This is a genomic window from Homoserinimonas sp. A447, assembly GCF_054489325.1.
The window spans coordinates 1,806,443-1,832,071 of the sequence record NZ_JBTMWW010000001.1 but is presented as its reverse complement, the minus strand read 5'-3'; the positions used below and the strand labels follow the sequence as shown (position 1 = coordinate 1,832,071).

General features: G+C 66.6%; 19 protein-coding genes, 1 tRNA gene and 1 pseudogene. 13 read left to right on the top strand and 8 right to left on the bottom strand.

Going from position 1 to position 25,629, the window contains the following annotated elements; genetic code table 11:
- Nucleotides 1–214 precede the first annotated feature (214 nt).
- The 4 genes from ACX3O0_RS08895 to ACX3O0_RS08880 all read left to right on the top strand — a co-directional run bounded on the left by ACX3O0_RS08895 (nucleotide 215) and on the right by ACX3O0_RS08880 (nucleotide 4,640).
- Nucleotides 215–3,589: a DEAD/DEAH box helicase family protein gene (locus ACX3O0_RS08895; RefSeq protein WP_459107485.1), complete on the top strand. Its 3,375-nt coding sequence runs from the start codon at nucleotides 215–217 to the stop codon at nucleotides 3,587–3,589.
- 5 nt (nucleotides 3,590–3,594) lie between these two features.
- Complete coding sequence (locus ACX3O0_RS08890; RefSeq protein WP_459107484.1) at nucleotides 3,595–4,110, top strand: hypothetical protein; 516 nt, start codon at nucleotides 3,595–3,597, stop codon at nucleotides 4,108–4,110.
- An 86-nt stretch (nucleotides 4,111–4,196) separates the two neighbouring features.
- A complete protein-coding gene (locus tag ACX3O0_RS08885) occupies nucleotides 4,197–4,409 on the top strand; it encodes a hypothetical protein (RefSeq protein ID WP_459107483.1) in 213 nt (70 codons plus the stop codon).
- Nucleotides 4,410–4,424: 15 nt separating this feature from the next.
- Nucleotides 4,425–4,640 carry a hypothetical protein gene (locus tag ACX3O0_RS08880; protein ID WP_459107482.1) on the top strand — a complete coding sequence of 72 codons (216 nt, stop codon included), beginning with the start codon at nucleotides 4,425–4,427 and terminating at the stop codon, nucleotides 4,638–4,640.
- 5 nt (nucleotides 4,641–4,645) lie between these two features.
- Here the strand turns inward: ACX3O0_RS08880 and surE are convergent, their stop codons facing one another.
- The gene (gene surE / locus ACX3O0_RS08875) at nucleotides 4,646–5,389 is read right to left on the bottom strand and encodes a 5'/3'-nucleotidase SurE (RefSeq protein ID WP_459107481.1); all 744 of its coding nucleotides are present in this window, start codon (nucleotides 5,387–5,389) and stop codon (nucleotides 4,646–4,648) included.
- Nucleotides 5,386–6,363 carry a 1-phosphofructokinase family hexose kinase gene (locus tag ACX3O0_RS08870; protein ID WP_459107480.1) on the bottom strand — a complete coding sequence of 326 codons (978 nt, stop codon included), beginning with the start codon at nucleotides 6,361–6,363 and terminating at the stop codon, nucleotides 5,386–5,388. The genes surE and ACX3O0_RS08870 overlap by 4 nt, the downstream gene beginning before the upstream one ends.
- Nucleotides 6,364–6,468: 105 nt before the next feature.
- On the opposite strand from ACX3O0_RS08870, the gene ACX3O0_RS08865 reads away from it, so the two are divergent.
- Complete coding sequence (locus ACX3O0_RS08865) at nucleotides 6,469–6,675, top strand: hypothetical protein (protein ID WP_459107479.1); 207 nt, start codon at nucleotides 6,469–6,471, stop codon at nucleotides 6,673–6,675.
- Nucleotides 6,676–6,678: 3 nt separating this feature from the next.
- Here ACX3O0_RS08865 and ACX3O0_RS08860 read toward each other — a convergent pair whose 3' ends face one another.
- Together ACX3O0_RS08860 and ACX3O0_RS08855 are read right to left on the bottom strand one after the other, a co-directional pair.
- Nucleotides 6,679–6,975, bottom strand: coding sequence for a hypothetical protein (locus ACX3O0_RS08860; RefSeq protein ID WP_459107478.1), 297 nt, complete (start codon nucleotides 6,973–6,975; stop codon nucleotides 6,679–6,681).
- Complete coding sequence (locus ACX3O0_RS08855; RefSeq protein WP_459093319.1) at nucleotides 6,972–7,196, bottom strand: DUF3107 domain-containing protein; 225 nt, start codon at nucleotides 7,194–7,196, stop codon at nucleotides 6,972–6,974. Before ACX3O0_RS08855 ends, ACX3O0_RS08860 begins: the two co-directional genes overlap by 4 nt.
- A 98-nt stretch (nucleotides 7,197–7,294) precedes the next feature.
- Here ACX3O0_RS08855 and ACX3O0_RS08850 point away from each other — a divergent pair, with 98 nt between their 5' ends.
- Together ACX3O0_RS08850 and ACX3O0_RS08845 are read left to right on the top strand one after the other, a co-directional pair.
- Nucleotides 7,295–10,402: a PD-(D/E)XK nuclease family protein gene (locus ACX3O0_RS08850; RefSeq protein ID WP_459107477.1), complete on the top strand. Its 3,108-nt coding sequence runs from the start codon at nucleotides 7,295–7,297 to the stop codon at nucleotides 10,400–10,402.
- A gap of 37 nt (nucleotides 10,403–10,439) precedes the next feature.
- Nucleotides 10,440–13,658 carry an ATP-dependent helicase gene (locus tag ACX3O0_RS08845; protein ID WP_459107476.1) on the top strand — a complete coding sequence of 1,073 codons (3,219 nt, stop codon included), beginning with the start codon at nucleotides 10,440–10,442 and terminating at the stop codon, nucleotides 13,656–13,658.
- Between the two features lie 107 nt (nucleotides 13,659–13,765).
- On the opposite strand, the gene ACX3O0_RS08840 is transcribed toward ACX3O0_RS08845, so the two are convergent.
- Both ACX3O0_RS08840 and ACX3O0_RS08835 read right to left on the bottom strand, forming a co-directional pair.
- Entirely contained in the window at nucleotides 13,766–14,167 is a 402-nt protein-coding gene (locus ACX3O0_RS08840) for a hypothetical protein (RefSeq protein ID WP_459093316.1), read from the bottom strand.
- 118 nt (nucleotides 14,168–14,285) lie between these two features.
- Nucleotides 14,286–15,293, bottom strand: coding sequence for a phosphotransferase (locus ACX3O0_RS08835; RefSeq protein ID WP_459107475.1), 1,008 nt, complete (start codon nucleotides 15,291–15,293; stop codon nucleotides 14,286–14,288).
- 80 nt (nucleotides 15,294–15,373) lie between these two features.
- Between ACX3O0_RS08835 and nudC the strand changes: the two genes are divergently transcribed.
- Nucleotides 15,374–16,348, top strand: coding sequence for an NAD(+) diphosphatase (gene nudC / locus ACX3O0_RS08830; RefSeq protein WP_459107474.1), 975 nt, complete (start codon nucleotides 15,374–15,376; stop codon nucleotides 16,346–16,348).
- Nucleotides 16,345–18,066 (top strand): ATP-dependent helicase, encoded by a 1,722-nt coding sequence (locus ACX3O0_RS08825; RefSeq protein ID WP_459107473.1) that lies wholly within the window; start codon nucleotides 16,345–16,347, stop codon nucleotides 18,064–18,066. Before nudC ends, ACX3O0_RS08825 begins: the two co-directional genes overlap by 4 nt.
- On the opposite strand, the pseudogene ACX3O0_RS08820 reads toward ACX3O0_RS08825, so the two are convergent.
- Nucleotides 18,014–18,442, bottom strand: a pseudogene (locus ACX3O0_RS08820) (TOMM precursor leader peptide-binding protein); the annotation flags it as partial. The gene ACX3O0_RS08825 and the pseudogene ACX3O0_RS08820 sit on opposite strands and share 53 nt — an antisense overlap.
- Before the next feature lie 472 nt (nucleotides 18,443–18,914).
- The gene (locus tag ACX3O0_RS08815; RefSeq protein WP_459107472.1) at nucleotides 18,915–20,300 is read right to left on the bottom strand and encodes a zinc-dependent metalloprotease; all 1,386 of its coding nucleotides are present in this window, start codon (nucleotides 20,298–20,300) and stop codon (nucleotides 18,915–18,917) included.
- Nucleotides 20,301–20,443: 143 nt separating this feature from the next.
- Here ACX3O0_RS08815 and ACX3O0_RS08810 point away from each other — a divergent pair, with 143 nt between their 5' ends.
- From ACX3O0_RS08810 to ACX3O0_RS08795, 4 genes are all read left to right on the top strand, one after another.
- Nucleotides 20,444–21,550 carry a YlbL family protein gene (locus ACX3O0_RS08810; RefSeq protein ID WP_459107471.1) on the top strand — a complete coding sequence of 369 codons (1,107 nt, stop codon included), beginning with the start codon at nucleotides 20,444–20,446 and terminating at the stop codon, nucleotides 21,548–21,550.
- A gap of 81 nt (nucleotides 21,551–21,631) precedes the next feature.
- The gene (locus tag ACX3O0_RS08805) at nucleotides 21,632–24,523 is read left to right on the top strand and encodes a UPF0182 family membrane protein (protein WP_459107470.1); all 2,892 of its coding nucleotides are present in this window, start codon (nucleotides 21,632–21,634) and stop codon (nucleotides 24,521–24,523) included.
- A 118-nt stretch (nucleotides 24,524–24,641) separates the two neighbouring features.
- Nucleotides 24,642–24,718 (top strand) — tRNA-Met (locus ACX3O0_RS08800).
- Between the two features lie 82 nt (nucleotides 24,719–24,800).
- Nucleotides 24,801–25,616: a carbon-nitrogen hydrolase family protein gene (locus ACX3O0_RS08795; protein WP_459107469.1), complete on the top strand. Its 816-nt coding sequence runs from the start codon at nucleotides 24,801–24,803 to the stop codon at nucleotides 25,614–25,616.
- Nucleotides 25,617–25,629: the final 13 nt, after the last annotated feature.

Here is a 25,629-nt window from a genome sequence, read left to right as displayed (position 1 = left end):
CGTGGGGCGCCAGCGTTGCGCTCGCGTCACCTGCCGCCCGATCGGAGGCAAGTAGAGCAGTTGACCAGCAGCCACCGACATTGCTGAGTGAATCACAGCTCCTCACCCTCGTTCTGGGGGTGTGGCCACGACAACGAACCCGCGCACCATCGCCTTCGACCGAACCTGCCGGATAGTCTGACTGTGGAAGCAGCGAGCGTCGAAGGAGAAGCCTGTGCCCAGCAACTTCGACTTCGTGCGCGCCGGCTGGCCGGAGATCGCCGAGGAAGCGCTCCGAGCCGAGTTGTACACTCACGGCGACCCGCGATCGTCCGTCTTCTACGCCCGGCGTACGGCCGAGTTGATGGTCCACTGGCTGTACCGGGCGGATGCCACGCTGACGCCGCCATACAAAGACGACCTGGTCAGCCTGCTGTACGAGCCCACCTTCAAACAGCTGGTCGGCCCAAGCATCCTCACGAAGCTCGACCTGATCCGCAAACGCGGCAACCACGCCGTGCACCGCACCACGCCGGTCACGTCATCGGACAGTCTGCCCATCGTTCGCGAACTGTTCCACGTGCTCATCTGGCTGGCCTCACGCTATGCGAGCAGCACGGTGGAACGGCCGCAGCCAGGCCAGCCGTTCGACGCATCTGCCATTCCCAGGCCGCAACCTGGAGCCGCGGCCAGGACCATGGCGCAGCTTCAGGAGCTCGCGGCCGAACTGAAGGCCAAGGACGAAGCCCTCGTCGCGGCGCAGGACCAGAACGCCAAGCTGGCCGCCGAACTCAGCGCCCTCCAGGCGGAGGTTGCCCTCGCCAAGGCGCAGAACGCGGTCATTCCCGACACCCACGACTACCGCGAGGATGAGACGCGCGACCTCTTCATCGACCTCCTGCTGCGCGAGGCAGGCTGGGCGCTTGGCGACGAACGCGATCGCGAGTTCCCTGTCGTCGGCATGCCAAACAACAGCGGCGACGGTTACATCGACTACGTGCTGTGGGGCGACGACGGCTTGCCGCTCGGCATCGTTGAGGCCAAGCGCACCCGCAAAGACGCGAACGTCGGCCAGCAGCAGGCCAAGCTTTACGCTGATGCCCTGGAGGCCAGGTACCAGCAGCGGCCGGTCATCTTCTACACCAACGGCTACGAACACTGGATCTGGGACGACAGCACCTACCCGCCGCGTCAGGTTCACGGGTTCTACACGCGCGACCAGCTCGCCCTGCTCATCCAGCGGCGCAGCGCGCAGAAGCCGCTCGCGTCACTCACCATCAACGAGAAGATCGCCGACCGGCACTACCAGCAGCGAGCGGTTCGGAAAGTCGCTGAAGCTTTCGAGCAGAAAGAACGCCGCGCCCTGCTGGTGATGGCGACCGGCAGTGGCAAGACCCGCACGGTGATTGCGCTCACAGATCTGCTGATCCGCGCCAACCGGGCCAAACGCATCCTGTTCCTGGCCGACCGCGTTGCGCTGGTCAACCAGGCGACCGGCGCATTCAAGAGCCTGCTGCCCGACGCTCCGCCGGTGAACCTCGTTACCGAAAAAGACACCGAGGGGCGGATCTACCTGTCCACCTACCCGACCATGATGGGGCTCATCGACTCTGGTGAGGACGGCCTGCGCCGGTTCGGGCCAGGCTACTTCGACCTGATCGTCGTCGACGAAGCCCACCGGTCGGTGTACCAGAAGTACGGCGCCATCTTCGACTACTTCGACTCGTTACTGGTCGGCCTCACCGCAACGCCGAAGAACGAGATCGACCACAACACGTACGGCCTGTTCAACCTCGAAGACGGAGTGCCGACCGACTCATACGACCTGACGGATGCCATCGCCGAGGGCTACCTGGTGCCTCCGGTCGGACGCTCGGTCGCCACCCAATTCGTGCGGGAAGGCATCCGCTACGCGGACCTCAGCGACGAGGAGAAGGAGGCGTGGGACCTCCTCGACTGGGACGATAACGTCGTTCCGGATGAGGTCGACTCCAGCGCCATGAACACCTGGCTGTTCAACGCAGACACGGTCGACAAAGTGTTGGCGACGCTGATGACGGATGGCCGCAAGGTCGCCGGGGGAGACCGCCTCGGCAAGACCATCATCTTCGCCAAGAACGTCAAACACGCGGAGTTCATCGAACGGCGCTTTAACGCGAGCTACCCGGAATACGCAGGGCACTTCGCGCGAATCATCGTCAGCGGTCTCCCGTACGCCCAGAGCCTCATCGACGACTTCTCGCTCACCGACAAGCTGCCCCAGATCGCGATATCAGTGGACATGCTCGACACCGGCATCGACGTGCCAGACATCGTCAACCTGGTGTTTTTCAAGCCGGTGCACTCCAAGACCAAGTACTGGCAGATGGTCGGGCGTGGCACGCGGTTGCGGAAGGATCTCTACGGCCCGGGCGAGCACAAGAAAGACTTCATCATCTTCGATGTCTGCCAGAACATCGAATATTTCAATGAGGACTACCCATCGGCAGAAACCTCGGCTGGTGAGTCCCTCGGCCACCGACTCTTCACCTCGCGTCTGGCACTGCTGGCCGGAATCGATTCGAACGATGGGGACGCAGAGTTAACGGCGCTCCGTGAGGGACTTGCCGCCCGCATGCACGGCAACGTCGCAGGCATGAGCCTCGACAACTTCGTCGTGCGGCCCAGGCGGCGGGCAGTCGAGCGGTTTTCAGACCCCGCCGTTTGGCTGGATATGAGCGGCGAGGACTACGAGCAAGCAGCCGGGCTGGCCGGGCTGCCATCGGCAGCGGATGTCCTCGACACCGACGAACAGGCAAAACGGTTCGACCTGTTCGCGCTTCGAACCCAGCTCGGCATTCTTCTCGGCGACCCCGGCTATGCCGCGGCGAAAGCCCGCATCCAGGCAATCGCCAACGCGCTGGCGGAGCAGAAGAGCATCCCGAAGATCGCTGACAACCTCACCCTGATTGCGGCCGTCGCCAGCGAAGAATGGTGGGACGACATCACAGTACCGATGCTAGAGATGATGCGTATTCGGCTGCGCGGACTCGTCTACCTGATCGATTCGAAGAAGCGAGCCATCGTTTACACGAACTTCGAGGACACCGCCGCCTCGCCGACGGAGGTTGCCATCAAGGATGTCGCGGTGGGTGTTGATCGGGCGCGCTTTCGGGACAAGGCGTTGGCGTTCCTCCGCGCCCACGAAGACCATGTGGTGCTCGCGAAACTTCGGATGGGCCGCCAGCTGACCGCCGTCGATCTGGAAGAACTCGAACGCATCATGCTCGCCAGCGGCGATTTCCGTCCGGACGAACTCGCATCCGCTGTTGCCGAGGCGCACGGACTCGGTCGCTTCGTGCGTTCGCTGATCGGTATGGACCGTACCGCTGCCACGGTGGCTCTGAGCGCATTCGCCGCTGGAACGACACTCAGCGGGAATCAGCTCACATTCGTAAACCTCATTGTCGACCAGTTGACCCGTAGCGGTGACGTGGACCCCGGACTGCTGTACGAAGCGCCCTTCACCGCGGTTGCGCCTACCGGGCCGGAAGGCCTCTTCACCGGGGCGCAAGTGATCGCGCTGATCGCGACGCTGAAGCGACTTCGGGAATCTGCTGAGGCATCCTGATGCTGTTGGTTGCAGACATCGGAGATTGGGCAACTTGGGTCGGCTCAATCGCTGCAGTAGGTACTGCTGCAGCGGGAATCATCATCGGTGCGGGGCTGCACGGTCGTGAGCGCAGGCAGGCTCTTGCGCAGATTCACAGGGACCTGACAACCGGAGAGGTGGAATACGCCCGGCATGTAATTGGAACAGTGTTGTACGGAAAGCACGGACTGAAGAAGTTCGAATCCGAAGACGTTATTCGCGCTTACTTCGTGCTCCTTTTCGCTGTTGAACGCGTAGGTAACCTCAAGCTTGCGATGGGTTTCTACCTGCCATCTACTTCTGACAAGTTCTTGCGCTGGAACCTTGACGAGGTTGTGAACAACATAATCGTGATTCGAAATCTCTACGGCGAGAAGCTCGGCATCATGGACGAAACCGCATGGTCCTCATTCCAGTCAAAGCTCAGGAAGGTCGATCGGCGCTTGCACAAGAAGTACTTCCTAGCCATGGCTGATTCGGATCTCCGCGACCTCGCATAAGGGCGCTCGCTATATGGGTCGACGCATGCGGCTAGGCAGACATAGCGCCTTAAGCGGTACCCTTTCCCCTAACGGAAGGACTCCTCATGGATTTTCTGTTGATGATCTTGGTCGGCATACCGGTAGCCGGGGTGATCGCTGCCGTCGTCGTGCAGTTCCGCCGTGAAGCCCGCGACCGCCGCATCGAGAGCCATGCCGGTCCGGCCGGCGCCGCCGAGCACCTGGACGGCAACATCGAGGCTAGGGCGGCCGCTTACGCGGCGTACATCTCCCGCGGTGGCAACAGCCTGGGCTACTAGGGAAGGGACAGAACAGTGACCGAGTTTCTCTTGCTCGTCGGATTCACTACCATCCCCGTGATCGTGATCACCCTCGTTCTCGCCTGGCAGGGTCGCCGTAACCAACGCGCGGAAGCGCGAAGCGGGCACGCCTGGGCGTCCAGCGATCAGGCCCGGCAGGAAGCGGCGGATGACTCCGCCCAGGTGATCGACAAGGTGCGCAAGGCCAGCTGGATGCACCTCGGCGCCTAGAGTCCTCAACTCGAGAACACCGGCACCCGCGACTCGCTGACCGAGGTGATGTTCGTGACGGTGGCGTAGCCCTCCTGCAGCAGTGCGGCATCCGTTCCCACGTCCTGGTCGGTTGGCGTGTCCGAGACGGACAGGCGCACGTGCTGATCGCCGGCCTGCGCCATCAGCGTCTGCACGATACCGAAGGATGCCAGCGGTCCCTCCCGCAACTCGAGCGGGGTGGTGACATTGGGCACGTTGAGGTTGAACACCGTTCCGGCTGGCTGCTTGAGGAGCGCGGGGACGAGCTGCTCGATGAAGGGCGCGGCGACGTCCCAGTGGCAGACGTCCGGATCCATGCCGACGTCAAGCGACACCGCCAGCCCGCGGGCGCCGTTCACGCCCGCGGTGAGCGCAGCGCCGACCGTACCGGAGTGGAGGATCGCCCGGCCCACGTTCGCGCCGCGATTCACCCCTGAGAACACGATGTCCGGCGCGGTGCCGAACGCACCGTGCGCGGCCACCAGGGAGATGAGCGCCGGGGCCGCGTGCACGGCGAACACGGGGATGTCGAAGCCCTCCAATTTCCGGTGCTCGAAGGGCACACGGCCGTCGGCCTCGGTGCCCAGAATGGATGCGCTGCTGCCGCTGGACTGGGCAGCGGGGGCGGCGATGGTCACGTCCAGTCCGGCAGCCATGGCCATCCGTGCCAGGCTCAGCAGACCGGGCGACTCGATGCCGTCATCGTTCGTGATCAGTGCGGTCGTCATTCCTCCACCGCCCTGGCCGCCAGTTCATCCGGTGTGAAGCTGGCGGATGCCTCGGACTCCCCGTACCGACGCACGGTGACCAACGCACGGAGCTTCTCGATCGCCTCCGGGTCGCCCGTGCCCAGCCCGTGGCGAGTGACGTTGAGCGCCCCGGCCGCAGCGCCGAGCGTGATCGCCTCCTGCATGGTGGCGCCGTTCGCGAGGGCCGCCGATACGCCGGCGGTCAGGGAGTCCCCGGCGCCTTTCGTGTCGGCGACCTCCAGCGTCGGCGTGGTCACCTCGCTCACCACCCCGTCGGACAGCATGAGGATCGGCTTGTCCCCCCGAGTGATGATGACCGACTCGGCGCCCTCCTCGGCGATCGCGTGAATGGCGGCGAGGATGCGCTCGGTGGTGTTCTCCTTGATCCGCCCGTCCGCGAGCAACTCCTCATCACTCACCTTCGCCAGCGTCACGCCGCCGGCCAACGCCGCCGTCAGGCGTTCGCCGGAGAGGTCCACGACGACTTTCGGTTTGCCCGCGCGAAGATCCGCTGCCAGGCGTCGGTAGACATCCGCCGGCACCGTGTCGTCACCGGCCGGGCCACTCAGGATCACCAGCCCCGCATCCAGACCCTCGCGGAGGGTCACACCGTAGAGCTCGTCGAAGTCGTGGCGGGAGATCGGATCGCCGTCGATTTCCACGATGCTCACCCGCTCGCCACCCCGGCGGTCGTGCACGTAGGCGCCGCTGCGGGCGTCGCGCTCCACCGCGACGACGCGGATACCCTCATCGGCGAGAAGGTGGCGAAGCACCGTCCCGCTCTCACCGGACAGCACGCAGCACATGGCCACGTCGATGCCCATCCGCAGCAGCATCCTGGCTTGCCAGACGCCCTGGCCGCCCGCGTGAAGGTGCAGATCCGGGCCGTCCGGCTGGTCCTCAACGGTGACCGTCAGAACCGGGGAGGGGGCGAAAATCACTACCTCAGTCATACCGAGAGGCTAGGTCGAGGCTGACAGCGGGCGCTGAATATTCGGCCAACTCGCAAGTTCAGAACGGGGAACCGGAGCGTAAAATTTACATCGGAGAACCGCATCGTGGACGCATTCCTCGCGCTGATCGTCGGCACCGCCGTGGTGGTGGTGTTCATTACCGTGCGCCTGGCCTGGCGTGAGCACCGCGACCGAAGGCTCGGATCCAGACTGGGCTACTCCTGGGGTGCGAGCTTCAACGACAAGCAGCAGGCGGCACGCGCGGCACAGCGGGAGACAGAGCCGGCCCGAATGGCCGGCTGGCCCTTCTAAATGTCAGGCCTTGCTGAGCGAGTCGAGCATGGCGGCATCCGCCTTCTTCCGCCGCTTCGGGAGGAACAGGCCGATGAGCACGCACACCACGGGGCCGGCGATGAGCGAAACGACCCAGATCCAGCCGCCGTCGAACGGCCACCCGAGCCAGGTGAGCCCGGCCCAGACGACGGCTGCGACGGCCGCACCGACCGCCGGGAACATCGCCTCGCCGAAGGTCTCACGCGCGCGGAAGATGTAACGCACCGCGAGGGAGAGGCATGTCGCCAGGAGCACGACGAACAGCAGTTCCATGCTCACGCGACGAAGCCGACCTTGCGGGACATCTCCGAACCGACCTCCATGTAGGTGAAGGATTCGGTGGGGACGACGAAGACGCGACCCTTCGAATCGGTCAGCGTGAAGAACTTCGCGCCGGACTCGAGGGCGGTCGTGACGATCTTTTGAACCTCCGCAGCGGTCTGCTCCGTCTCGAAGCTGAGCTCACGCGGGCTGTTGGCGATACCGATGCTTATGTCCACGACCCCAGATTACGACAATCCGGCGGATGCCCGGCACACGTTCGCCCGCGGCGGAACGCCAACCGGGGATGTCGTAGCGAGGCGATAGCTTGGAGGCCATGGCCACCCTTCCTGACGACGCGCACGCCGCCCTGCAGGATGTGCCAACCCTCGACGCCAGCCAGCGTGCCGTGATCGAGCTGGCCGATGTCGCATCCGCCACCGTCATCGGGGCGCCGGGCACCGGCAAGACCACCACCCTCGTCGAGTTGGCTGCCGACCGCGTGCTGAACCGCGGCTGGGCGCCGAACGAACTCCTGGTGCTCACCACGGGCCGCCTTGCCGCCACGAGACTTCGCGACCGGCTCGCTCTGCGGCTGGCGCGGCCGAGCACCGGCCCGCTCGCCCGCACCGTGAACTCCCTCGCGTTCGACCTGGTCGGGCACGCGGCCCGCGAGGCCGGCCGCACCCCTCCGCGGCTGATCACCGGTGGCGAGCAGGACAGCGACGTGGCCGAGCTGCTCGGTGGCCACCTGGAGGACGGCACCGGGCCGGCCTGGCCCGTGCACCTCGGCCCGGAGGTTCGCCGCTTGCGCGGCTTCCGCACCGAGCTGCGCGAGCTGATGATGCGCGCGACAGAGTTCGGAGTCACCCCGCGCCGCCTGGCCGAACTCGGCAAGCAGCTCGACCGGCCGGAGTGGGTCGCAGCAGGCAGCTTCATCGCCGAATACCGGCAGGTGCTCGAGCGGCTGCGCCCCGACCAGCTCGACTCCACCGAGCTCGTGCAGCAGGCCATCGACATCGTTGCCGACGGCGTCCTCAGCGAGACTGTATCGCGCCTGAAGCTGGTCATGGTCGACGACCTGCAGGAGGTCACGCAGTCCACGCTGTCCCTGCTTCAAGCGCTGGCCGCCCGCGGCGTCACCGTGATCGGATTCGGCGACCCGGATATCGCCGCCAACGCGTTCCGTGGTGGCGAACCGGATGCGCCTGGCCGGCTGGCAACGCACCTGGGCATCCCGGTGCAGACTCTCACCCTGTCCACCGTCCACCGGCACAGCAGCCAGCTCCGCGCGCTGATCAGCCGGGTAACCGACCGCGTCGGCACGGCAGCCGCGGGCACGCAACGAAAGGCAACCGCATCCGCGACCGGCGACGGGTCGGTGACCATCGTGCAGGCGACGACGCAGGCCCGGGAGTGGGCGTCCGTTTCCAGCCTTCTGCGCGAGCGCCACCTGATCGACAACGTCGGCTGGAACGACATGGCCGTCGTGGTGCGCAGTGGGGCGCAGGTGCCGGCGATCGCCCGCGCTCTCGCGCTCGCCGAAGTGCCGACCCGAACCTCCGTCGGGGCACGCGCGTTGCGTGACGATCACGCTGCGCGCGCGTTGCTGACCATGGTCGATGTCGGGATGGGGCGCACGCCGCTGAACGCAGAACTGGCATCCGGCCTGCTGCTCGGGCCGTTCGGGGGGCTCGACCGCCTTGGCCTCCGCCGGTTGCGCCTCGCCCTGCGTGCCGAGGAACTCGCAGGCGACAACAACCGGCCGGCCGACGAACTGGTGGTCGAGGCGCTCTCCGCACCCGGGCGGTTCGCCACCATCGATCATCGCGTCGGGCGTCAGGCCGAGAAGCTGGCGGCGACGCTTGCGGCGCTGCGCGAGGCCGCCGACAGCGGGGCGACGATCGAAGAACTGCTCTGGCTGGTCTGGGAACGCAGCGGCCTGGCCCGCACCTGGTTCGACGCCTCCCTCACGGCAGGAATCGCCGCAGCCGAGGCGAACCGCAACCTCGACGGCGTGCTCGCCCTCTTCTCCGCGGCGAAGCGCTTCGTCGAGCGCACGCCGGGGGCGCCGGCCCGCAACTTCCTCGAAGCGGTACTCGACGCCGAAGTGCCAGAAGACACACTCTCGCCCCAGGCGCGTGGCGACGCCGTGCTGGTCACCACGCCGTCCGGGGTGGTCGGCCTCGAGTTCGACACCGTCGTCGTCTCCGCCCTCCAGGAGGGGGTCTGGCCGAACCTGCGCATCCGCGGTTCACTGCTCGCACCCCAGCAGCTGGTGGATGCCATAACCGGGCTGTCCGCTGACGTCGACGCCCGCGCCCAGGTGCGTGACGACGAATTGCGGATGTTCACGCTCGCCGTCTCCCGCGCGAGATACCGGGTCATTCTTTCCGCCGTCGCCAGCGATGACGAAGCACCCAGCGTGCTGTTCTCGCTGGTGCCTCCAGGCGCCACTCTTGCCGATACCGCGAGCCTGATGCCGCGCTCGCTGCGCGGGCTCACCGGCCGGTTGCGACGCGAGGCGACCAGGGCCAGGTTGCTGTACGAGCGGGAGGCGGCGGCATCCGCCCTCTCCCGACTCGCCTCCGAACGCGTGCCAGGGGCCAGCCCTGACGAGTGGCATGGGCTCATCGAACCGTCCACGACCGGACCCATTTTCGGCGAGGAAGACACAGTGCCGGTCTCCCCGTCGCGCCTGGAGGCGTTCGAGGATTCGCCGGTCGACTGGTTCATTGATTCGGTGTCCGGCACGCAGAGCAGCACCGCGATGGGTATCGGCACTATCGTTCACTGGGCGATGGAGCATGCCACCGACCCCAGCGTCGATACCGTCTGGCAGAACATCGAGAGCCGCTGGGACGAACTGCTCTTCGAGGCCCCCTGGGTGGGTGAGCAGCAGAAGCGGGCGGCGCGCATCCTGGCCGCCGGCGTCGCCGAATACCTGGGCGACTTCGAACGGGACGGCAAGGCGCTGGTCGGGGCGGAGAAGCGCTTCGAGCTGGAGATCGGCACCGCCAAGGTCAACGGGTCGATCGACCGCGTTGAACGTGCGCCAGACGGCTCGGTCGTCATCGTCGACCTGAAGACCGGGTCGGCAATCACCCGGCAGGATGCCATCAACGAGCATCCGCAGCTCGGCGCCTACCAGCTCGCCTACGCGGAGGGGGTGCTCGACCCGTTCCTCGACGAGCTCGGCGAACACCACAGCGGTGGGGCGAAATTGCTCTACGTGAAGAAAGGCATTCGCGGAAAGAGTTACCGCGAAGGCGTGCAGGCCCGACTCGACGACGAGCACCTGGAGGGATTCCGCCGTCGCATCCGGCAGGCGGCGATGGCGATGGCCGCCGCCGAGTTCACCGGCGTCGCCGACCTGGACGCCTGGGGCGGATTCAACACGGCAGCACGGATGCTGCACCGGGTGGGGGCAGTAAGCAGTGGTTGAGCACAGTGCAGTGATTGAGGCGGTGACCGAGCAGGCAGTGACTGAGCAGACAGCGTTGCCGGTCACGATCGGCGCGAACGAGATTGCGGATGCCCTCGGCATGTTCCGCCCGACCGAGCAGCAGCGGGCCGTCATCGAGGCCGACCTGTCACCTGCCCTCGTCGTCGCGGGTGCGGGCAGCGGCAAGACCGAGACGATGGCGGGGCGCGTGCTCTGGCTGCTAGCCAACGGGCACGTGAAGCCGGGTGAGATTCTCGGGCTCACCTTCACCCGCAAGGCGGCCGGTGAACTGGCGGAACGCATCCGTCAGCGTGTCGCCCAACTCGCACACCAAGGGCTGATTCCCGGCGGCTACGACGAGTTCGACCCGCCCGCTGTCGCCACCTACAACTCCTTCGCGAACACGATCTTCCGTGACCACGCCATCCTGCTCGGGCGGGAGAGCGACGGCGCGGTGCTGGGGGAAGCCTCCGCCTGGCAGCTCGCCCGCAAGATCGTGGTGGCCAGCAGTGACCCGCGCCTGCCCGAGCTCGGCAAGAGCGTCGACGTGGTCACCAGGGCGGTGCTGCAGCTGAGCCACGCCCTCAGCGAGAACGTGGCGGATGCTTCGGAGGTCGCCGCCATGGCCACCAGGTTTGCCCAGCTGGAGGACTTGCCGTCGGGCGATCGTCACGCCCGGGAGCAGGCGGTCGAACTCGCCCGCACCGTCGGCGCCCTCCCGCTGCTGCTCGAGTTGGCCGAGGAGTTCTCGGGCATGAAGGCCAGGCGCGGTTTCGTCGAGTACGCCGACCAGGTGGCGCTCGCCCTCCAGATCGTGCGGCGGGTGCCCCAGGTCGCGGAAGACTTTCGCAGCAAGTACAAGGTGGTCCTGCTCGACGAGTACCAGGACACCTCAGTGGTGCAGACCTGGTTGCTCTCGGAGATGTTCGCCGGGCATCCGGTCATGGCGGTCGGCGACCCCAACCAGTCGATCTACGGGTGGCGCGGGGCCAGCGCAGCCAACCTGGAGGACTTCGCAACGCAATTCGGTGGGGGTTCGGTGCAGAACTTCACCCTCTCGACCAGTTGGCGCAACGGCCACCAGGTTCTCGCCGCCGCCAACACCCTGGTCGAACCGCTGATGGCCCAGACCCGGGTGCGCGTGGAGACGCTCGGGGCGGGGCCGAACGCATCGAACCTCCCGATCGACGTTGTCGTCGAGGAGACCCTTCCCGAGGAGGCGGAGGCTGCCGCCCTGTGGCTGAAGGCGAAGCTGGCCGGGCCGGCCGAGGCGAAGCTCTCCCAACAGGCACAGGCACAGGCCAAGCCGACGGCAGCCATGCTGTTCCGGGCGCGCAAGACCCAGACGGTGTTCATCGAAGCGCTGCGCAAGCACGACGTACCATTCCACGTTCTCGGCATCGGTGGGCTGATGAGCGAACCGGAGATCGCCGACCTGGTGAGCGCGCTCACCGTGCTGAACGACCCGGCCGCCGGCTCGGAACTGGTGCGTCTGCTCGCCGGTTCGCGGTGGCGCATCGGTGCGAAAGACCTGCGCGCGCTCAGCCGGCTCGCATCCGTTCTTCGCGACAGGGACTATGCCCACCGCCCACTCGAAGACGACCTGAAGAAGCGGATGCGCGAAACCGTCACCGACGGGGAGGGCGGCTCCGTCGTCGACGCACTCGACTTCATCGGCGGTATGCGCGAAGACCACAACCTATTCGGCTTGCGTCCCCTGTTCAGCGATGTGGGCCTCGAGCGGATGCGCGAAGCCGGCCAGACGCTGGCACGGTTGCGTTCCCGCGCAGGCCTCGACCTGCTCGACTTCGTGACGGTGGTCGAACAGGAGTTGCTGCTCGACATCGAGGTTGCCGCCAACGAGTCCCGGGTGCTCGGCATGGCGAACATCGAGGCCTTCTTCGACGCGCTGACCGGCTACCTCGCGGTGGATGACAACGCGAGCCTGGGAGGGTTCCTCGGCTGGTTGAAGGAGGCGGAGTGGCGTGACGGGCTGTCGCCCCGGCCGGAAGACGCTGAACCGGGAACGGTTCAGCTGCTCACCATTCACGGCTCGAAGGGGCTCGAGTGGGACTTCGTCGTCGTGCCGCGGATGGTCGCCGACGAGCTGCCGAGCAAACCCAACGGGGGCACGAAGGCGTGGCTGACGCTCGGTGAGCTGCCGTACCAGTTCCGCGGGGATGCGGCGGAGCTCCCCGAATTCGACTGGCAGAACGTGCAGACCCGCAAGGAGCTGCTGGACAATTTCGAGACCTTCAAGCTACAGGTTGGCGAGCACTTCGGGCGCGAGGAACGGCGGCTCGCCTATGTCGCCGTCACCAGGGCCAGGCACTCGCTGCTGCTGACCGGGTCATTCTGGGCCACGCAGACCAAGCCGCGGGTGCCGAGCCCGTTCCTGCGTGCCCTCTCCGAAGCGGGAGTCATTGGGCCGATGCCCGACTCCACTGAGCACGAAGCGAACCCGCTGGGGGAGGATGTGAACCTGTTCACCTGGCCGATGGACCCGCTCGGTCACCGCCGGGAGGCCGTCGAGCGCTCGGCGGAACTGGTGCGCGCCGCCGTACCGGGGAACGCCGGGCGCTGGGAGCAGGATCTCGACCTGCTGCTCGAGGAACGGCGTCGCCGGCTGACGGAGAGCGACGAGGTGGAGGTGCCCAGCCGGGTGCCCGCCTCCCGCTTCAAGGACTACGTGACCGACCCGGCATCCGTTGCCGCCGCCCTTCGTCGCCCCATGCCGGAGCGACCTTACCGGGCCACCCGCCTCGGCACCCTGTTCCACGATTGGGTGGAGAACCGCTACGGCGTGCACGGCAGCATCGAGGCGCTCGACGCCTTCGATGGTGAACTCGACGCCGACGAGGTGCCGCTCGAGCAGGAACAGTTGCAACTGCTGCAGGCCACCTTCGAACGGTCACCCTGGGCGACGCTCAGCCCGGTCGACGTCGAACGTGAAATTCACCTGCCGCTGGATGACCGCATCATCATCTGCAAGCTCGACGCCGTGTATCGACTGGAGGACGGCCGGTACCAGGTGGTCGACTGGAAGACGGGCAAGGCTCCGAAGGATGCGCAGGACCTGCAGGACAAGCAGCTGCAGTTGGCGCTGTACCGCCAGGCGTACGCCGAGTGGAAGGGCATTGACCCGGAGCGCATCGACGCCGTCTTCTACTACGTGGCGGATGATGCGATCATCCGCCCGGAACGCATCTTCAGTCGCGCCGAGCTGGTGTCCCTCTGGCGCGCCTCCCGCCCGTAAGGGGGTCGAGCCCTTAGGCGGGTCGAGCTTGTCGAGCGCCGTACTGAGCTTGTCGAAGTGACCGTTCGAGCTTGTCGAGCGCCGTACTGAGCTTGTCGAAGTGACCGTTACGGAAGCAGCAACGCGACAAACGACACCAGAAACGCCAACACCCCGACTCCGAGCAGGATCAGCCCGAGCATCCGCAGCACCCCTTCAGCGTGGTCCACCGGCTGCAGGTCGACGGTGTCGGGGGAGTGGCGCCGATAGTAGACGAGCAGCTCGTCGGGGTCGCCGATCTCGGCGCGTTCAGCCTCGGTAAGCGGGCGACTGCGCAGTAGTCCGTCGTCGGCCAGCCAGCGGAGTTGCGTGCCGTCCTCCGACTCGGCGAGCACGCCCTCCGACGAAACCGACTTTCCCTGGAACGCCCGCACGAACAACAGGATCAGGAAGCAGAGCGCTGCGCCGCCCAGACCCAACCAGATGAACAACTCCGCAGCGATCCCGAGGACTTCCTGCGCGCTGGTCACGGAGTGATCTTATTCACTAAAGCTGGTCGAGCTTGGGCCCACGCCGCCGGTTCCGCACGATGCGCCAGCATCGGGCGGCCGTGCGGTGGGGAGCGAGACCCGCTGACCCTCGGAACGACTACTCCGCTGAACCGGCGGCGCGCTGACGCTCGTCGAGCATCGACTCGACCTCGTCCACCGTCATCACCGGCATGGTGTTGTGGCTGATCGTCTGGTCGAGGTTGCCGTCCACGCGGTCGACCAGGCCGTGCAGCATCCGAACCGCATCGTCCACGATCTCGGTGTTGCGCTCCTGCGTTCCGTGCAGCAGCCACTTGGCGATCTCCAGTTCGGCGTAGAGCCTGGCGCGCTTGCTGAGTTGCCGGTCGGTACCGCCGCGCACCTGGGTGTACGCGTCGATCGCCGTGTCGATCACGGCCTCGTCGGGGGAGCCGAGCAGCCAGCACAGGTCGCGGGCCGGGTCACCGACACTGAGCCCGTGCCAGCCGAGTACCCCGCTCACCTCACCGTCGGCGTGCAGGAACGAGTCGGCGGTCAGTTCGCCGTTCACGGTGGTCGGCGCGAATTGCCAGAGGGCGGAGTCGTCGGCAGCCTTCTCCCAGCGGCCGAGCAGGGTGGTGGGAACCAGGTTGGTGGCCGACGCGCGGTCCATGATGGTTACGGTGCTCCGCAATATGTCGTGCGGGGCGAGAACCGGGAGTCCGGCATCCGCCACGAAGCTGGTCGGCAGCAGGTGGATTGCGGCGATCGCCCGCCCCACGGAGGCGGCGAGACCATCCGGACGCAGCGCTGCAAGGCTCAGCTTGGTGCCGTACACGAACTCGTAGACGACGGCTCGGGTGTTGTCGACCGGCGCCTGGCCGGCGTACGACGACACCGAGAACGGGAGGCGGGTGCGGATACCCTGGCTGAGTGCACGCAGCGCCTGCAGGTCCGCAGACTGCTCGGCTTCCGCCCGCTCGGAGTTGGGCACGCGCACAATCCAGTGCCGGCCGTCAGTGCCGGTGACCAGCGCAGAATCGAAGTCGCTGTTCGCGCCGGAGCCGAACCGGCTGGCGCCCTGGGCGTCCAACCCGTCTACAGCGGAGGTGGCCAACGCGGCTAGAGTGAGATGGGATCTGGCCATACCTGACAGGGTAGGTCGACATCTGCCGCCCGGGGTCCAACGCCACGCTGTTCCCGCTCCCTTCACGAGATTGGCCGCCCATGGAAGACCGGTTCCCTCCGCGGCTTCACGCGCTGGCAACCTCGCAGCTTCCGCTCTCCCGCAACGAGCTCGACCGCGACTACCTGTCCCGCAGTCGCGCCGACCTGTTCGAGGTCCTGATGGCCCAGTCCGAAACCCGGGTGCTGCCGCTGTGGAAGCGCAAGGCGCTGATGGCCGGTGGTTCGCTGGCACTCTTGTCGGTCGGCGACCTGCCGCCGAAAACCACCCGCACCGCTGAGGTGCTCGTCTACCTTGGGCGCACGATCACCGATTCCGCCGACCTGCCGGAGGGCACGCCGATTGTTGCGGCGGTGGTGACGGATGCTGTCGCCGGCCTTCTCGATGACGGTCCGGAATCCTGGGGTGACCTCCGCAAGATTGCTGGAAGTCTGGGCGACCGGGATGCCGGCCTGCTCACCCAGGCGGTCGCCATGGCGAACTGGCACGACTCGCACCGCTTCTCCCCGCAGACCGGTGAGCCGCTTATCGTGGCGCAGGGCGGCTGGGCGCGAACCGACTCGCGCGGTGAGGTCTTCCCGCGCACCGACCCGGCTGTGATCGTGGCGGTCATCGACGACGACGACCGCATCCTGCTCGGCTCCAACTCGCAGTGGGAGGCGAACCGGTACTCGCTGCTGGCCGGCTTCGTTGAGGCGGGCGAGTCCCTGGAGGCTGCCGTCGCCCGCGAGGTGTTCGAGGAGTCGGGCATCCGCGTGGTCGACCCGGTGTACCTCGGATCGCAGCCCTGGCCGTTCCCGGCGTCGCTCATGCTGGGTTTCGCCGCCCGCGTCGACCCCGACCGGGAGTCGACGCTTGCCCCCGACGGCGACGAGATACTCGAGCTGCGCTGGTTCAGCCGGGACGAATTGCGTGCAGCCCTCGGCGAGATCACCCTCCCCGGCCACAGCTCGATTGCCCGCGCCATTCTTGAGCAGTGGTACGGCGGCCCGATCGAGGACGGTGAGCGGGCATGACGATTGCCGCAGGCGCCGAATCGCTGCTGGGCAGGCTGGACACCGACCAGCGGCTGGCCGCCGAAGCCACCCTCGGCCCGGTCTGCCTGCTCGCTGGAGCCGGCACCGGCAAGACGACGGCCATCACCCACCGCATCGCTTATGGCGTCGCCACCGGCGTCTACCCGCCCAGCCGGGTGATGGCCCTGACCTTCACCGCCCGGGCGGCGGCGGAACTCCGCGGACGGTTGCGGATGCTCGGCACGACCGGTGTCGCAGCCCGCACCTTCCACGCATCCGCCCTCTCCCAGCTCGGCTACTTCTGGCCTCAGGTGGTCGGCGGAACCATGCCCAGCATCCTCGACAGCAAGGCGCGAGTCATCGCCCAGGCGGCCGATTCGGTGAGCCTGAAGCTCGACACCGCCACCCTTCGCGACCTCGCAGCCGAGATCGAGTGGCGCAAGGTGTCGATGCTCACCCTCGGCCAGTACGCCGCCGCCCTGCCCGGGCGCACCATTCCGGCGGCGCTGGATGCCGACAAGATGATCGCGCTGCATCAGGCCTATGAGGCGGCGAAGGATGCCAGGAGGCAGCTCGACTTCGAGGATGTGCTGCTGGCGACGGCGGGCATGATCGAGTCGGAGCCGTGGGTCGCGCAGCAGGTGCGCGAGCAGTACCGCTTCTTCGTGGTCGACGAGTACCAGGACGTCTCGCCCCTGCAACAGCACCTGCTCGACCTCTGGCTGGGAGATCGGCAGGACCTGTGCGTTGTCGGCGATGCCAGCCAGACCATCTACTCGTTCGCCGGTGCCTCGTCGTCGTTCCTGCTCGGGTTCGGCAGCCGCTACCAGAACGCGACGGTGGTGAGGCTGGAGTCCAACTACCGGTCGACGCCGGCGATCGTCGCGACAGCCAACCGCCTGATGCGCGACCGCCCCGGTGCGCTGGTGCTGAGCGCTGCCGAGTCAACGCGAGGTGTCGAACCGGAGGTGCGCTCCTACCCGACCGACAGCGCGGAGGCACGCGCGGTCGCCGGCCGCATCACCGAGCAGCTCGCCGCCGGGGTACGTCCGCAGGACATCGCCGTTCTCTACCGCATCAACGTCCAGGGGGCAGCTCTCGAGACCGCGTTGAACGATGCCGGGGTGAGCTACCAGCTGCGGGGCGGCCGGCGCTTCTTCGAACTTCCCGAGGTCAAGCAGGCGCTGATGATGCTGAAGGGTGCTGTCATCGCATCCGTCGGTGAGCCGCTGTTCAAGACGGTGAGCGACGTGCTGCGCTCACTCGGCTGGACCCAGGACGCACCAGAGACCCGAGGCGCGGTGCGCGATCGCTGGGAGTCGCTGAACGCGGTCATGGGCCTCGCCGAGTCAGCGCCGCGCGAAACCACGCTGCGCCAATTCGTCGAGGACCTGTACGAGCGGGCATCCGCCCAGCACGAACCGACGATGGAGGCGGTAACCCTCGCCACGCTGCACTCCGCGAAAGGCCTGGAGTGGGACACGGTCTACCTGGTCGGCCTCAGCGAGGGGCTGGTGCCGATCACCTACGCCAAGACGTTCGAGGCCATCGACGAGGAGCGTCGCCTGCTCTACGTCGGCATCACGCGGGCACGGAAAGAACTGCACCTCTCCTGGTCGCAGGCCGGTCAGGGGCGTTCCGGCGACCGGGCGCCGAGCCGTTTTCTGGAAGAGCTGCGCAACCGCAATCCGGGTGCTGCACCCACTCGTGGTGCGTGACCTGACCTGAGGCCGCATCCAGGAAAGCGGATGTCGCCACATCTGCAGCCGCGCCGGCCAGCCTCTGAACAATCATCCGCATGACCAGCGCAGCAACCTCGGAGACGGCCAGCGCACTCTCCACCGCACTGGTTCTGCCCCAGAGTTGGGCGGCGATCGCCGGCCAGGCCGGGTCGGCATCAGTTCGGTGGCGTTCCAGGCAGTACAGGCACGGGCCATTGCCCGGCTCGATGAACGGCCCAACATGCACGCCGGTGTCGGAGTAGACGATCGGCAGATGCGGCACGTCGCGGCTCAGCCAGTAGCCGAACAACTCCGGTTCCACCACGTAGTGGCTGACCAGGATTCCCAGGTCGGCGTGGGCATCCGGCGGCATCAGCGTCAACCCGAGTGAGGCGACGGAGGAGCGGAGGCGCGCAGCGGTCGCAGTGGTGCCGATCACCGAGACGTGCCCCTTCGGCGGCGGCGGAGTCTTGCCGAGCACCGGGTCGAGCAGCGTGAGCAATTCGGCCAGCTCGGCCTCTCCGAGTTGCGCTGTCGTGGCGATCAGGTCAAGGCCGGGGCGCGTGGCGCCGCTGACCAATGCGGCGATGAGCCGCTCCTGCGCGTTGGTGACCTGGTCGATGCGCACGGGCGGCGACTCGACCCCGAACTGCAGGCTGTTCGGGCTGCGCCAGACGAGGGGAAAACGGGGATTCAGTTGCAGGACCATGCCCCCGAGGATGCCGGAACGACGGATGCCGCGAGCAAACCTTCCACAGCCAGCCCGCCTCCCTCAGCCGCGCGCCGTTTTCAGTGGAACGCGGCCACGGATGCGACGGCGTTCCACCGAAAGGGCAGCGCGGCGGCTACACGACGGGCGGCGGCGGATCCTCTGCCGCGCCGTTGCTGCCTTCGCGGGGGCGGTCGCCGCGGTCGTCGCCGAGGAGGTCCTCGATCGCGCGGTCGATGTCGTCCAGCTCGGGCTCCCCGGCGGTCAGCCTGACGATGAGCGCCTGCGGGTCGTCGATGTCCGCTTGCGTGGGAACCAGGTCGGGGTGGGACCACAGGGCATCGCGCTGTTCGGCGCCCACGGCATCCGTCACCGCCTGCCACATGGCAGCCGCCTCACGAAGGCGGCGCGGGCGAAGCTCCAGGCCCACCAGGGTCGCGAAGGCGGACTCGGCCGGCCCGCCGGCAGCACGGCGGCGGCGGACCGTCTCGGCGACGGCAACCGCCTTGGGAAGGCGTGAGGTCGCCTGGGCGGTCACGACGTCGACCCAGCCCTCGACCAGCGCGAGTGTGGTCTCCAGCCGCTCCAGCGCAGCCAGTTGCTCGTCGGACTTGGGGCGGATGAGGGCACCGCTCGCCATTGCCTGCTGCAGGTCGGCCGCGTTGTTCGGGTCGAAGTCGCTGGCCAACTCCTCCAGGCGGGCGGTATCGATGCCGATGCCGCTGGCCGACTTCGTGATCGAGGTCATGAACTGGAGCCGCAGCCACTTGGCGTGCCGGAACAGCCGCGCGTGAGCGAGCTCGCGTACAGCGATGTAAAGCTGCACCTGGTCGCTGGGGATGTCGAGCCCGGCGCCGAAAACGGCCAGGTTCTGCGGCACGATCGCCGCCTGGGTGTCGGATGCCGCGCCCGCGTCGAGCAGTGGTATGCCGATGTCCCCGCCCGAAACCACCTCGGCGGCGAGCTGGCCGACCACCTGGCCGAGCTGCATCGCGAACAGCGTGCCGCCGACATTGCGCACAACACTGCTCGCGCCAGAGATCATGCTCGACATCTCCTCAGACGCCTGCTCCTCGAGAACGTCGGTGATGGCATCCGCAATGCTGGATGCGACAGGCTCAGCCAACTGGATCCAGACCGGCATGGTCGCTTCGACCCACTGGGCGCGGCTCAACAGCTGGGGCGTCGCCGTCAGTTCCGAGATGGAGGTTGCTTCGCTCAGCCACAGGGCGGCCACGTTGAAAGCCTGTTCCAGCTGGCCGCTGTCGTCGACTGCCGCAGCCGGCTCCATGGCGGCGCGAGCCTTCGCCTGCTCCAGGGCAAGGCCCCAATTGATGCCATCGCCGCTGTTCTGCAGGGCGCTCTGCAATTGCCCGATCAGCTGGGCGATCAGCTCAGGGTCGTTCGGCAGGCCGGCGGCGCTGGCGAGCTGTTGCGGGTCAAGCCCGGACTGGTTGGACAACATCTCCCGCAGCATGGCGAGAAAGTCCTCATCCGGCTCCTGCTTGTCATCGTCTGGCATGTCATCCACGCTAGCCGCTGTGAGGCTCGCTTTGCTGAGTTTGACCTAGGCTGTAGCGGCGAGAATGTGCGCCTGTGGCGAACAGCCCGACACGATAGTGCAAACCGCTCCGATCAACCTCGGGCTGCAGCGAAAGGACGGCGGTGGCTTTCTTCTTCGATGATGAGCCGCGCCCACGCCGGCGCAGCGTGCGGGTTGGCTGGACCCTGCTGCTGGTCGCCATCCTGGGCGCCACGACGCTGGCGTGGATGCCATCGTCGTATGTGATCCAGCAACCCGGTACGACCTTCGACACCCTCGGTTCGGTGACCATCGACGACGAAGAGGTCGAGCTGATCGAGGTCCCCGGCCAGACCGTCTACCCGACCGATGGCTCGCTGCGGTTACTGACGGTCGGCGTCGTCGGGAGCCGCCGGACACCGATTCCGTGGCTCGACATCGTGAGGGCGTGGTTCGACCCCAGCAAGGCGGTCATCCCAGTGGATGTCGCCTACCCGATGGGCCAGACCGTCGAGCAGTCGAACGAGGAGAACGAGCTGCTCATGAACGAGTCGCAGCAGGCGGCTGCTGCCGCCGCGCTGGTGGAACTCGGGCACGACATCCAGACGGTACTGACCGTGCGCTCCGTTGTGCCGGATTCACCAGCGGATGGCGCAGTTCTTGAGGGCGACCAGATCGTCAGCGCCAACGGTGTCGAGCTGATGGATGCCGCCACCCTGCAGGCGGAGGTCGCGGAGAGCGTGCCAGGTGAGGACATCGAACTCACGCTGATCCGCGACGGCCAGGAGCTGCAGCTCGCACTCACCCCAGCCGAGGGTTTCGCCCCGCACCCGATCATCGGCGTCTCGGTGGAGACCAGCTACGACTTCCCCTTCGAGGTGAACATCCAGCTCGACGACGTTGGCGGGCCATCCGCCGGCATGATGTTCGCGCTCGGCATCGTCGACAAGTTGACGCCGGGTGCGCTGACCGGTGGCGAGGAGATTGCCGGAACCGGAACGCTCACTGCGAGCGGGCAGGTGGGGCCGATCGGCGGCATCCGCCAGAAACTGTACGGTGCAGTGAACGCCGGCTCCGGCTGGTTCCTGGCGCCAGAGCAGAACTGCGACGAGGTGATCGGCCACATTCCCGACGGACTGACGGTGTTCTCTGTCGCGACCCTCGAAGAGGCGATCACTGCGGTCGAGGCGATCAGTGAGGACGACACGAGTGCGCTGTCGACCTGCGCCGACGAGGGCCGATCAGCTTAGGGCGAAACCCACAGGCACTATTTACCAGCACGTCCCCCTTAAGATGGGTGAACCCCGTCCTCTCGTGCCAGGAGCATCCGCTTGTCGTCAACAGCATCACAGCAGCCAGCGCCCCGATCCCGGGGAACACTGGTCATCGCGGCCATCATCATCGCCGCGTTCGTCATCGCATTCTTCATCTTCGCCGGCCTCTACACCGACTGGCTCTGGTATGAGCAGCTCGGCTTCCAGAGCGTGCTCGCTACTGAGTGGATCGCCGGTGCGGTGATGTTCCTGGTCGGGTTCCTTGCCATGGCGATCCCGGTCTGGATCAGCATCGATGTGGCGTTCCGCTTCCGACCGGTCTACGCGAAGCTCAACTCGCAGCTTGACCGCTACCAGCAGGTCATCGAACCGCTTCGTCGCCTGGCGATGCTCGGCATCCCGGCCGTGCTCGGCTTCTTCGCCGGTGTCGCTTCGGCGTCGTCCTGGGAGCTGGCGCTGACCTGGCTGCACCGCACTCCATCGGGCAAGACCGATCCGCAGTTCGGGCTGGACATCTCGTTCTACCTGTTCGAGCTGCCCTTCTACCAGGCGGTACTCGCCTTCGCTTCGGCCGTTGTGCTGCTCTCCGCCATCGCGGCCGTCGCCACCAGCTACCTGTACGGTGCCCTCCGCTTCAACGGCCGTGAGGTTCGCATCTCGAAGACTGCGCGCATCCAGTTCGCCATCACCGGCGCGATCTACCTGCTTCTGCAGGGTGCCAGCATCTGGTTCGACCAGTACGCGACCCTCACGACGAGCAGCAGTGGCCTCCTGGTCGGAGCCTCTTACGCCGACGTCAACGCGACCATCCCCACCCGCGCCATCCTGGCCGGCGCCGCGGCGTTCGTCGCCATCCTCTTCATCGTCACGGCGATTGTCGGCCGCTGGCGCCTGCCGATCGTCGGCACCGCGCTGCTCATCGTTGTTGCCCTGCTGCTGGGTACGGCCTACCCCTGGATCGTGCAGCGCTTCCAGGTCGACCCGAGCGCGCGCTCGTACGAGGCCCCATTCCTGGAGCGCAACATCGAGGCCACCCGCGTCGCCTATGGGATCGCCGACGTAGTCGAGACACCGTATGCGGCGACGACGGATGCCGAGCCCGGCCAACTGAGGGACGACGCCGAGACGACCACCAACATCCGCATCCTCGACCCGGCCCTGGTGTCTGACACCTTCGCCCAGCTCGAGCAGATCAAGCAGTACTACGACTTCGCAGACCACCTCGATGTCGACCGCTACGACATCGACGGGCGAATCCAGGACACCATCATCGCGGTGCGCGAACTGAACGTGAACAACACCGGTGCGGCCGCCACCTGGGACAACGACACCGTCGTGTACACGCACGGCTACGGCGTCGTGGCTGCCGCGGGCAACGAGCGCACGGCCGACGGCCTGCCATCGTTCCTCGAGTCGGGTATCCCCAGCACCGGTGTCCTCGGAGAATACGAACCGCGTATCTACTTCGGGGAGAACTCCCCGCCGTACTCGATAGTCGGCGCCCCGGCAGGCAGCACTCCCGTCGAGCTGGACTTCCCGTCAGGCGATGAGGAAGACAGCCAGAACGCCACCACGACGTACGAGGGCGATGGCGGGCCGAAGCTCGACAACTTCTTCAAGCAGCTGATCTTCGCCATCAAGTTCCAGTCCGAGCAGATCGTGCTGTCGAACTTCGTGAACGAGGAGTCGCAGATCCTCTTCGACCGCGACCCCCGTACCCGCGTACAGAAGGCCGCGCCGTACCTCCAGCTCGACAGTGACGCCTACCCGGCCATCGTCGATGAGCGGGTGGTCTGGATCGTAGACGGTTACACCACGAGTGCGAACTACCCGTACTCGGACATCCAGTCGCTGTCTTCGGCCATTGCCGACACGCACACCCAGGAGACTGGTCTCGCGCTCGACAACATCAACTACATCCGCAACTCGGTGAAGGCCACGGTCGACGCGTTCAGCGGTGAGGTGACGTTGTACGCCTGGGACAAGGAGGATCCGATCCTGCAGACCTGGCAGAAGATCTTCCCGACCACGCTGGAGCCGATGAGCGAGATGAGTGACGAGCTTCTCGACCACGTGCGCTACCCGGCCGACCTGTTCAAGGTGCAGCGCACCATCCTGGGCAAGTACCACGTCACCAACACGAACTCGTTCTACTCCGGTGACGACGCGTGGGTGGCACCGGTCGACCCGACCCAGCCGGCTGCTACGGCCAAGTCGCAGCCGCCGTACTACCTGACGATGAGGCTCCCCGGCCAGGAGCAGTCGGCGTTCCAGCTGTACTCCACCTACATCCCGCGTTCCCTCGGTGAGGGCACGCGTAACGTGCTCACCGGGTACCTGTCGGTGAATGCGGATCCGGGCGAGAACTACGGAAAGTTCACGCTGCTGGCGCTGCCGAAGCAGACGACCGTGCGTGGCCCGGGCCAGGTGCAGAACGACTTCAACGCCGACCCGGTGGTCTCCACCGAGTTGAACCTGCTCGACCAGGGCTCCACCACCGTGCGCAAGGGCAACCTGCTCACCCTGCCTGTCGGCGGCGGTCTGCTCTACGTGCAGCCGGTCTACGTGCAGTCGACGGGTGAGACGAGCTATCCGGTGCTGCAGAAGGTGCTCGTCTCGTTCGGTGATGAGATCGCCTTCGAGTCGACACTGGATGCCGCGCTCGACGTGATCTTCGGTGGCGACTCCGGTGCGAACGCCGGCGATGAGGATGTTCCGGCCACGCCGGTCGAGCCGGGCGAGGAACTGCCAGAAGACCCGACGACACCCACCGAGCCGACCGAGCCGGGCGGCGAGACCACGCCGGAGTTCGACGCGGCTCTGGCCGACGCGAAGAAGGCACTCCAGGATCGTGAGGCAGCGTACGCGGCCAACGACCGGGTGGCGGCGGCGCAGGCGGATGAGCGCCTGCAGGATGCCCTCGAGCGCCTGTTCGCAGCGTCCAGCTAGCCCCGAGCGACCTACTCGACCCGCAGGGTGCGCTCTGCGGGTTGAGTAGCTGGCGAGCGCAGCGAGCCGGCGTATCGAAACCTCGTCCGAAACCCTGTGCTAAGATTGATTCTTGTGCCGCGGGGTGGAGCAGTTCGGTAGCTCGCTGGGCTCATAACCCAGAGGTCGTAGGTTCAAATCCTGCCCCCGCAACCAAAACGCAGTACAGAGAAGGCCCGGAATCCCCGTGATTCCGGGCCTTTTTCGTGCACCGAGCACGCCACCGTAGGCTGGTCGTATGCCTGACACCTCGCACAAGCTTGCCGTCGCCGTTGCGCAATTCGCCCCCGGCGCAGACAAGGAAGCCAACCTCGTCGCGGTGAGGGACCTCGCGACCGAAGCCGCCCAGCTGGGCGCGAAGCTGGTGGTGTTTCCCGAGTACTCCTCCCACTTCATCCCGGCGCTGGGACCGGACTCAGTCACAGCCGCCGAGCCGATCGACGGTCCGTTCGCCACGGCACTGGGCGCCCTCGCCAAGGTGCTCGGCATTCACATCGTCGCCGGCCTGCTCGAGGAGGCCTCATCCGCTGACCGCGTCTCGAACACTGTCATCGCCGTCAACCCGCAGGGGGAGCGGGTCGCCAAGTATCGCAAAATGCACCTCTACGACGCCTTCGGCCAGAAGGAGTCGGACTGGGTGGTGCCCGGCGAGATCGAGGCGCCCGAGACGTTCGACGTGGAAGGCGTGACCGTCGGAATGCAGACCTGCTACGACCTCCGCTTTCCGGAGGTGACCAGGCGGCTGGTCGACGCCGGGGCAGACGTGGTTGCCGTGCCGAGCGAGTGGGTGCGCGGGCCGCTCAAGGAGCACCACTGGCGAACACTGGTCATCGCGCGCGCGCTCGAGAACACCATCTACGTGCTGGCGGCCGACCACGCCCCACCGGTCGGCGTCGGAAACAGCATGGTGGTCGACCCGATGGGCGTCGAGTTGGTGACTATCGGCGACACCACGGATGTCGCAGTCACCAAGGTGTCAACCTCCCGATTGGCTGAGGTGCGGCGAGTCAACCCCGCCCTCAACCTAAGAAGGTTCAGAATTTCCGAACTGTAGACGACCTGCTGCC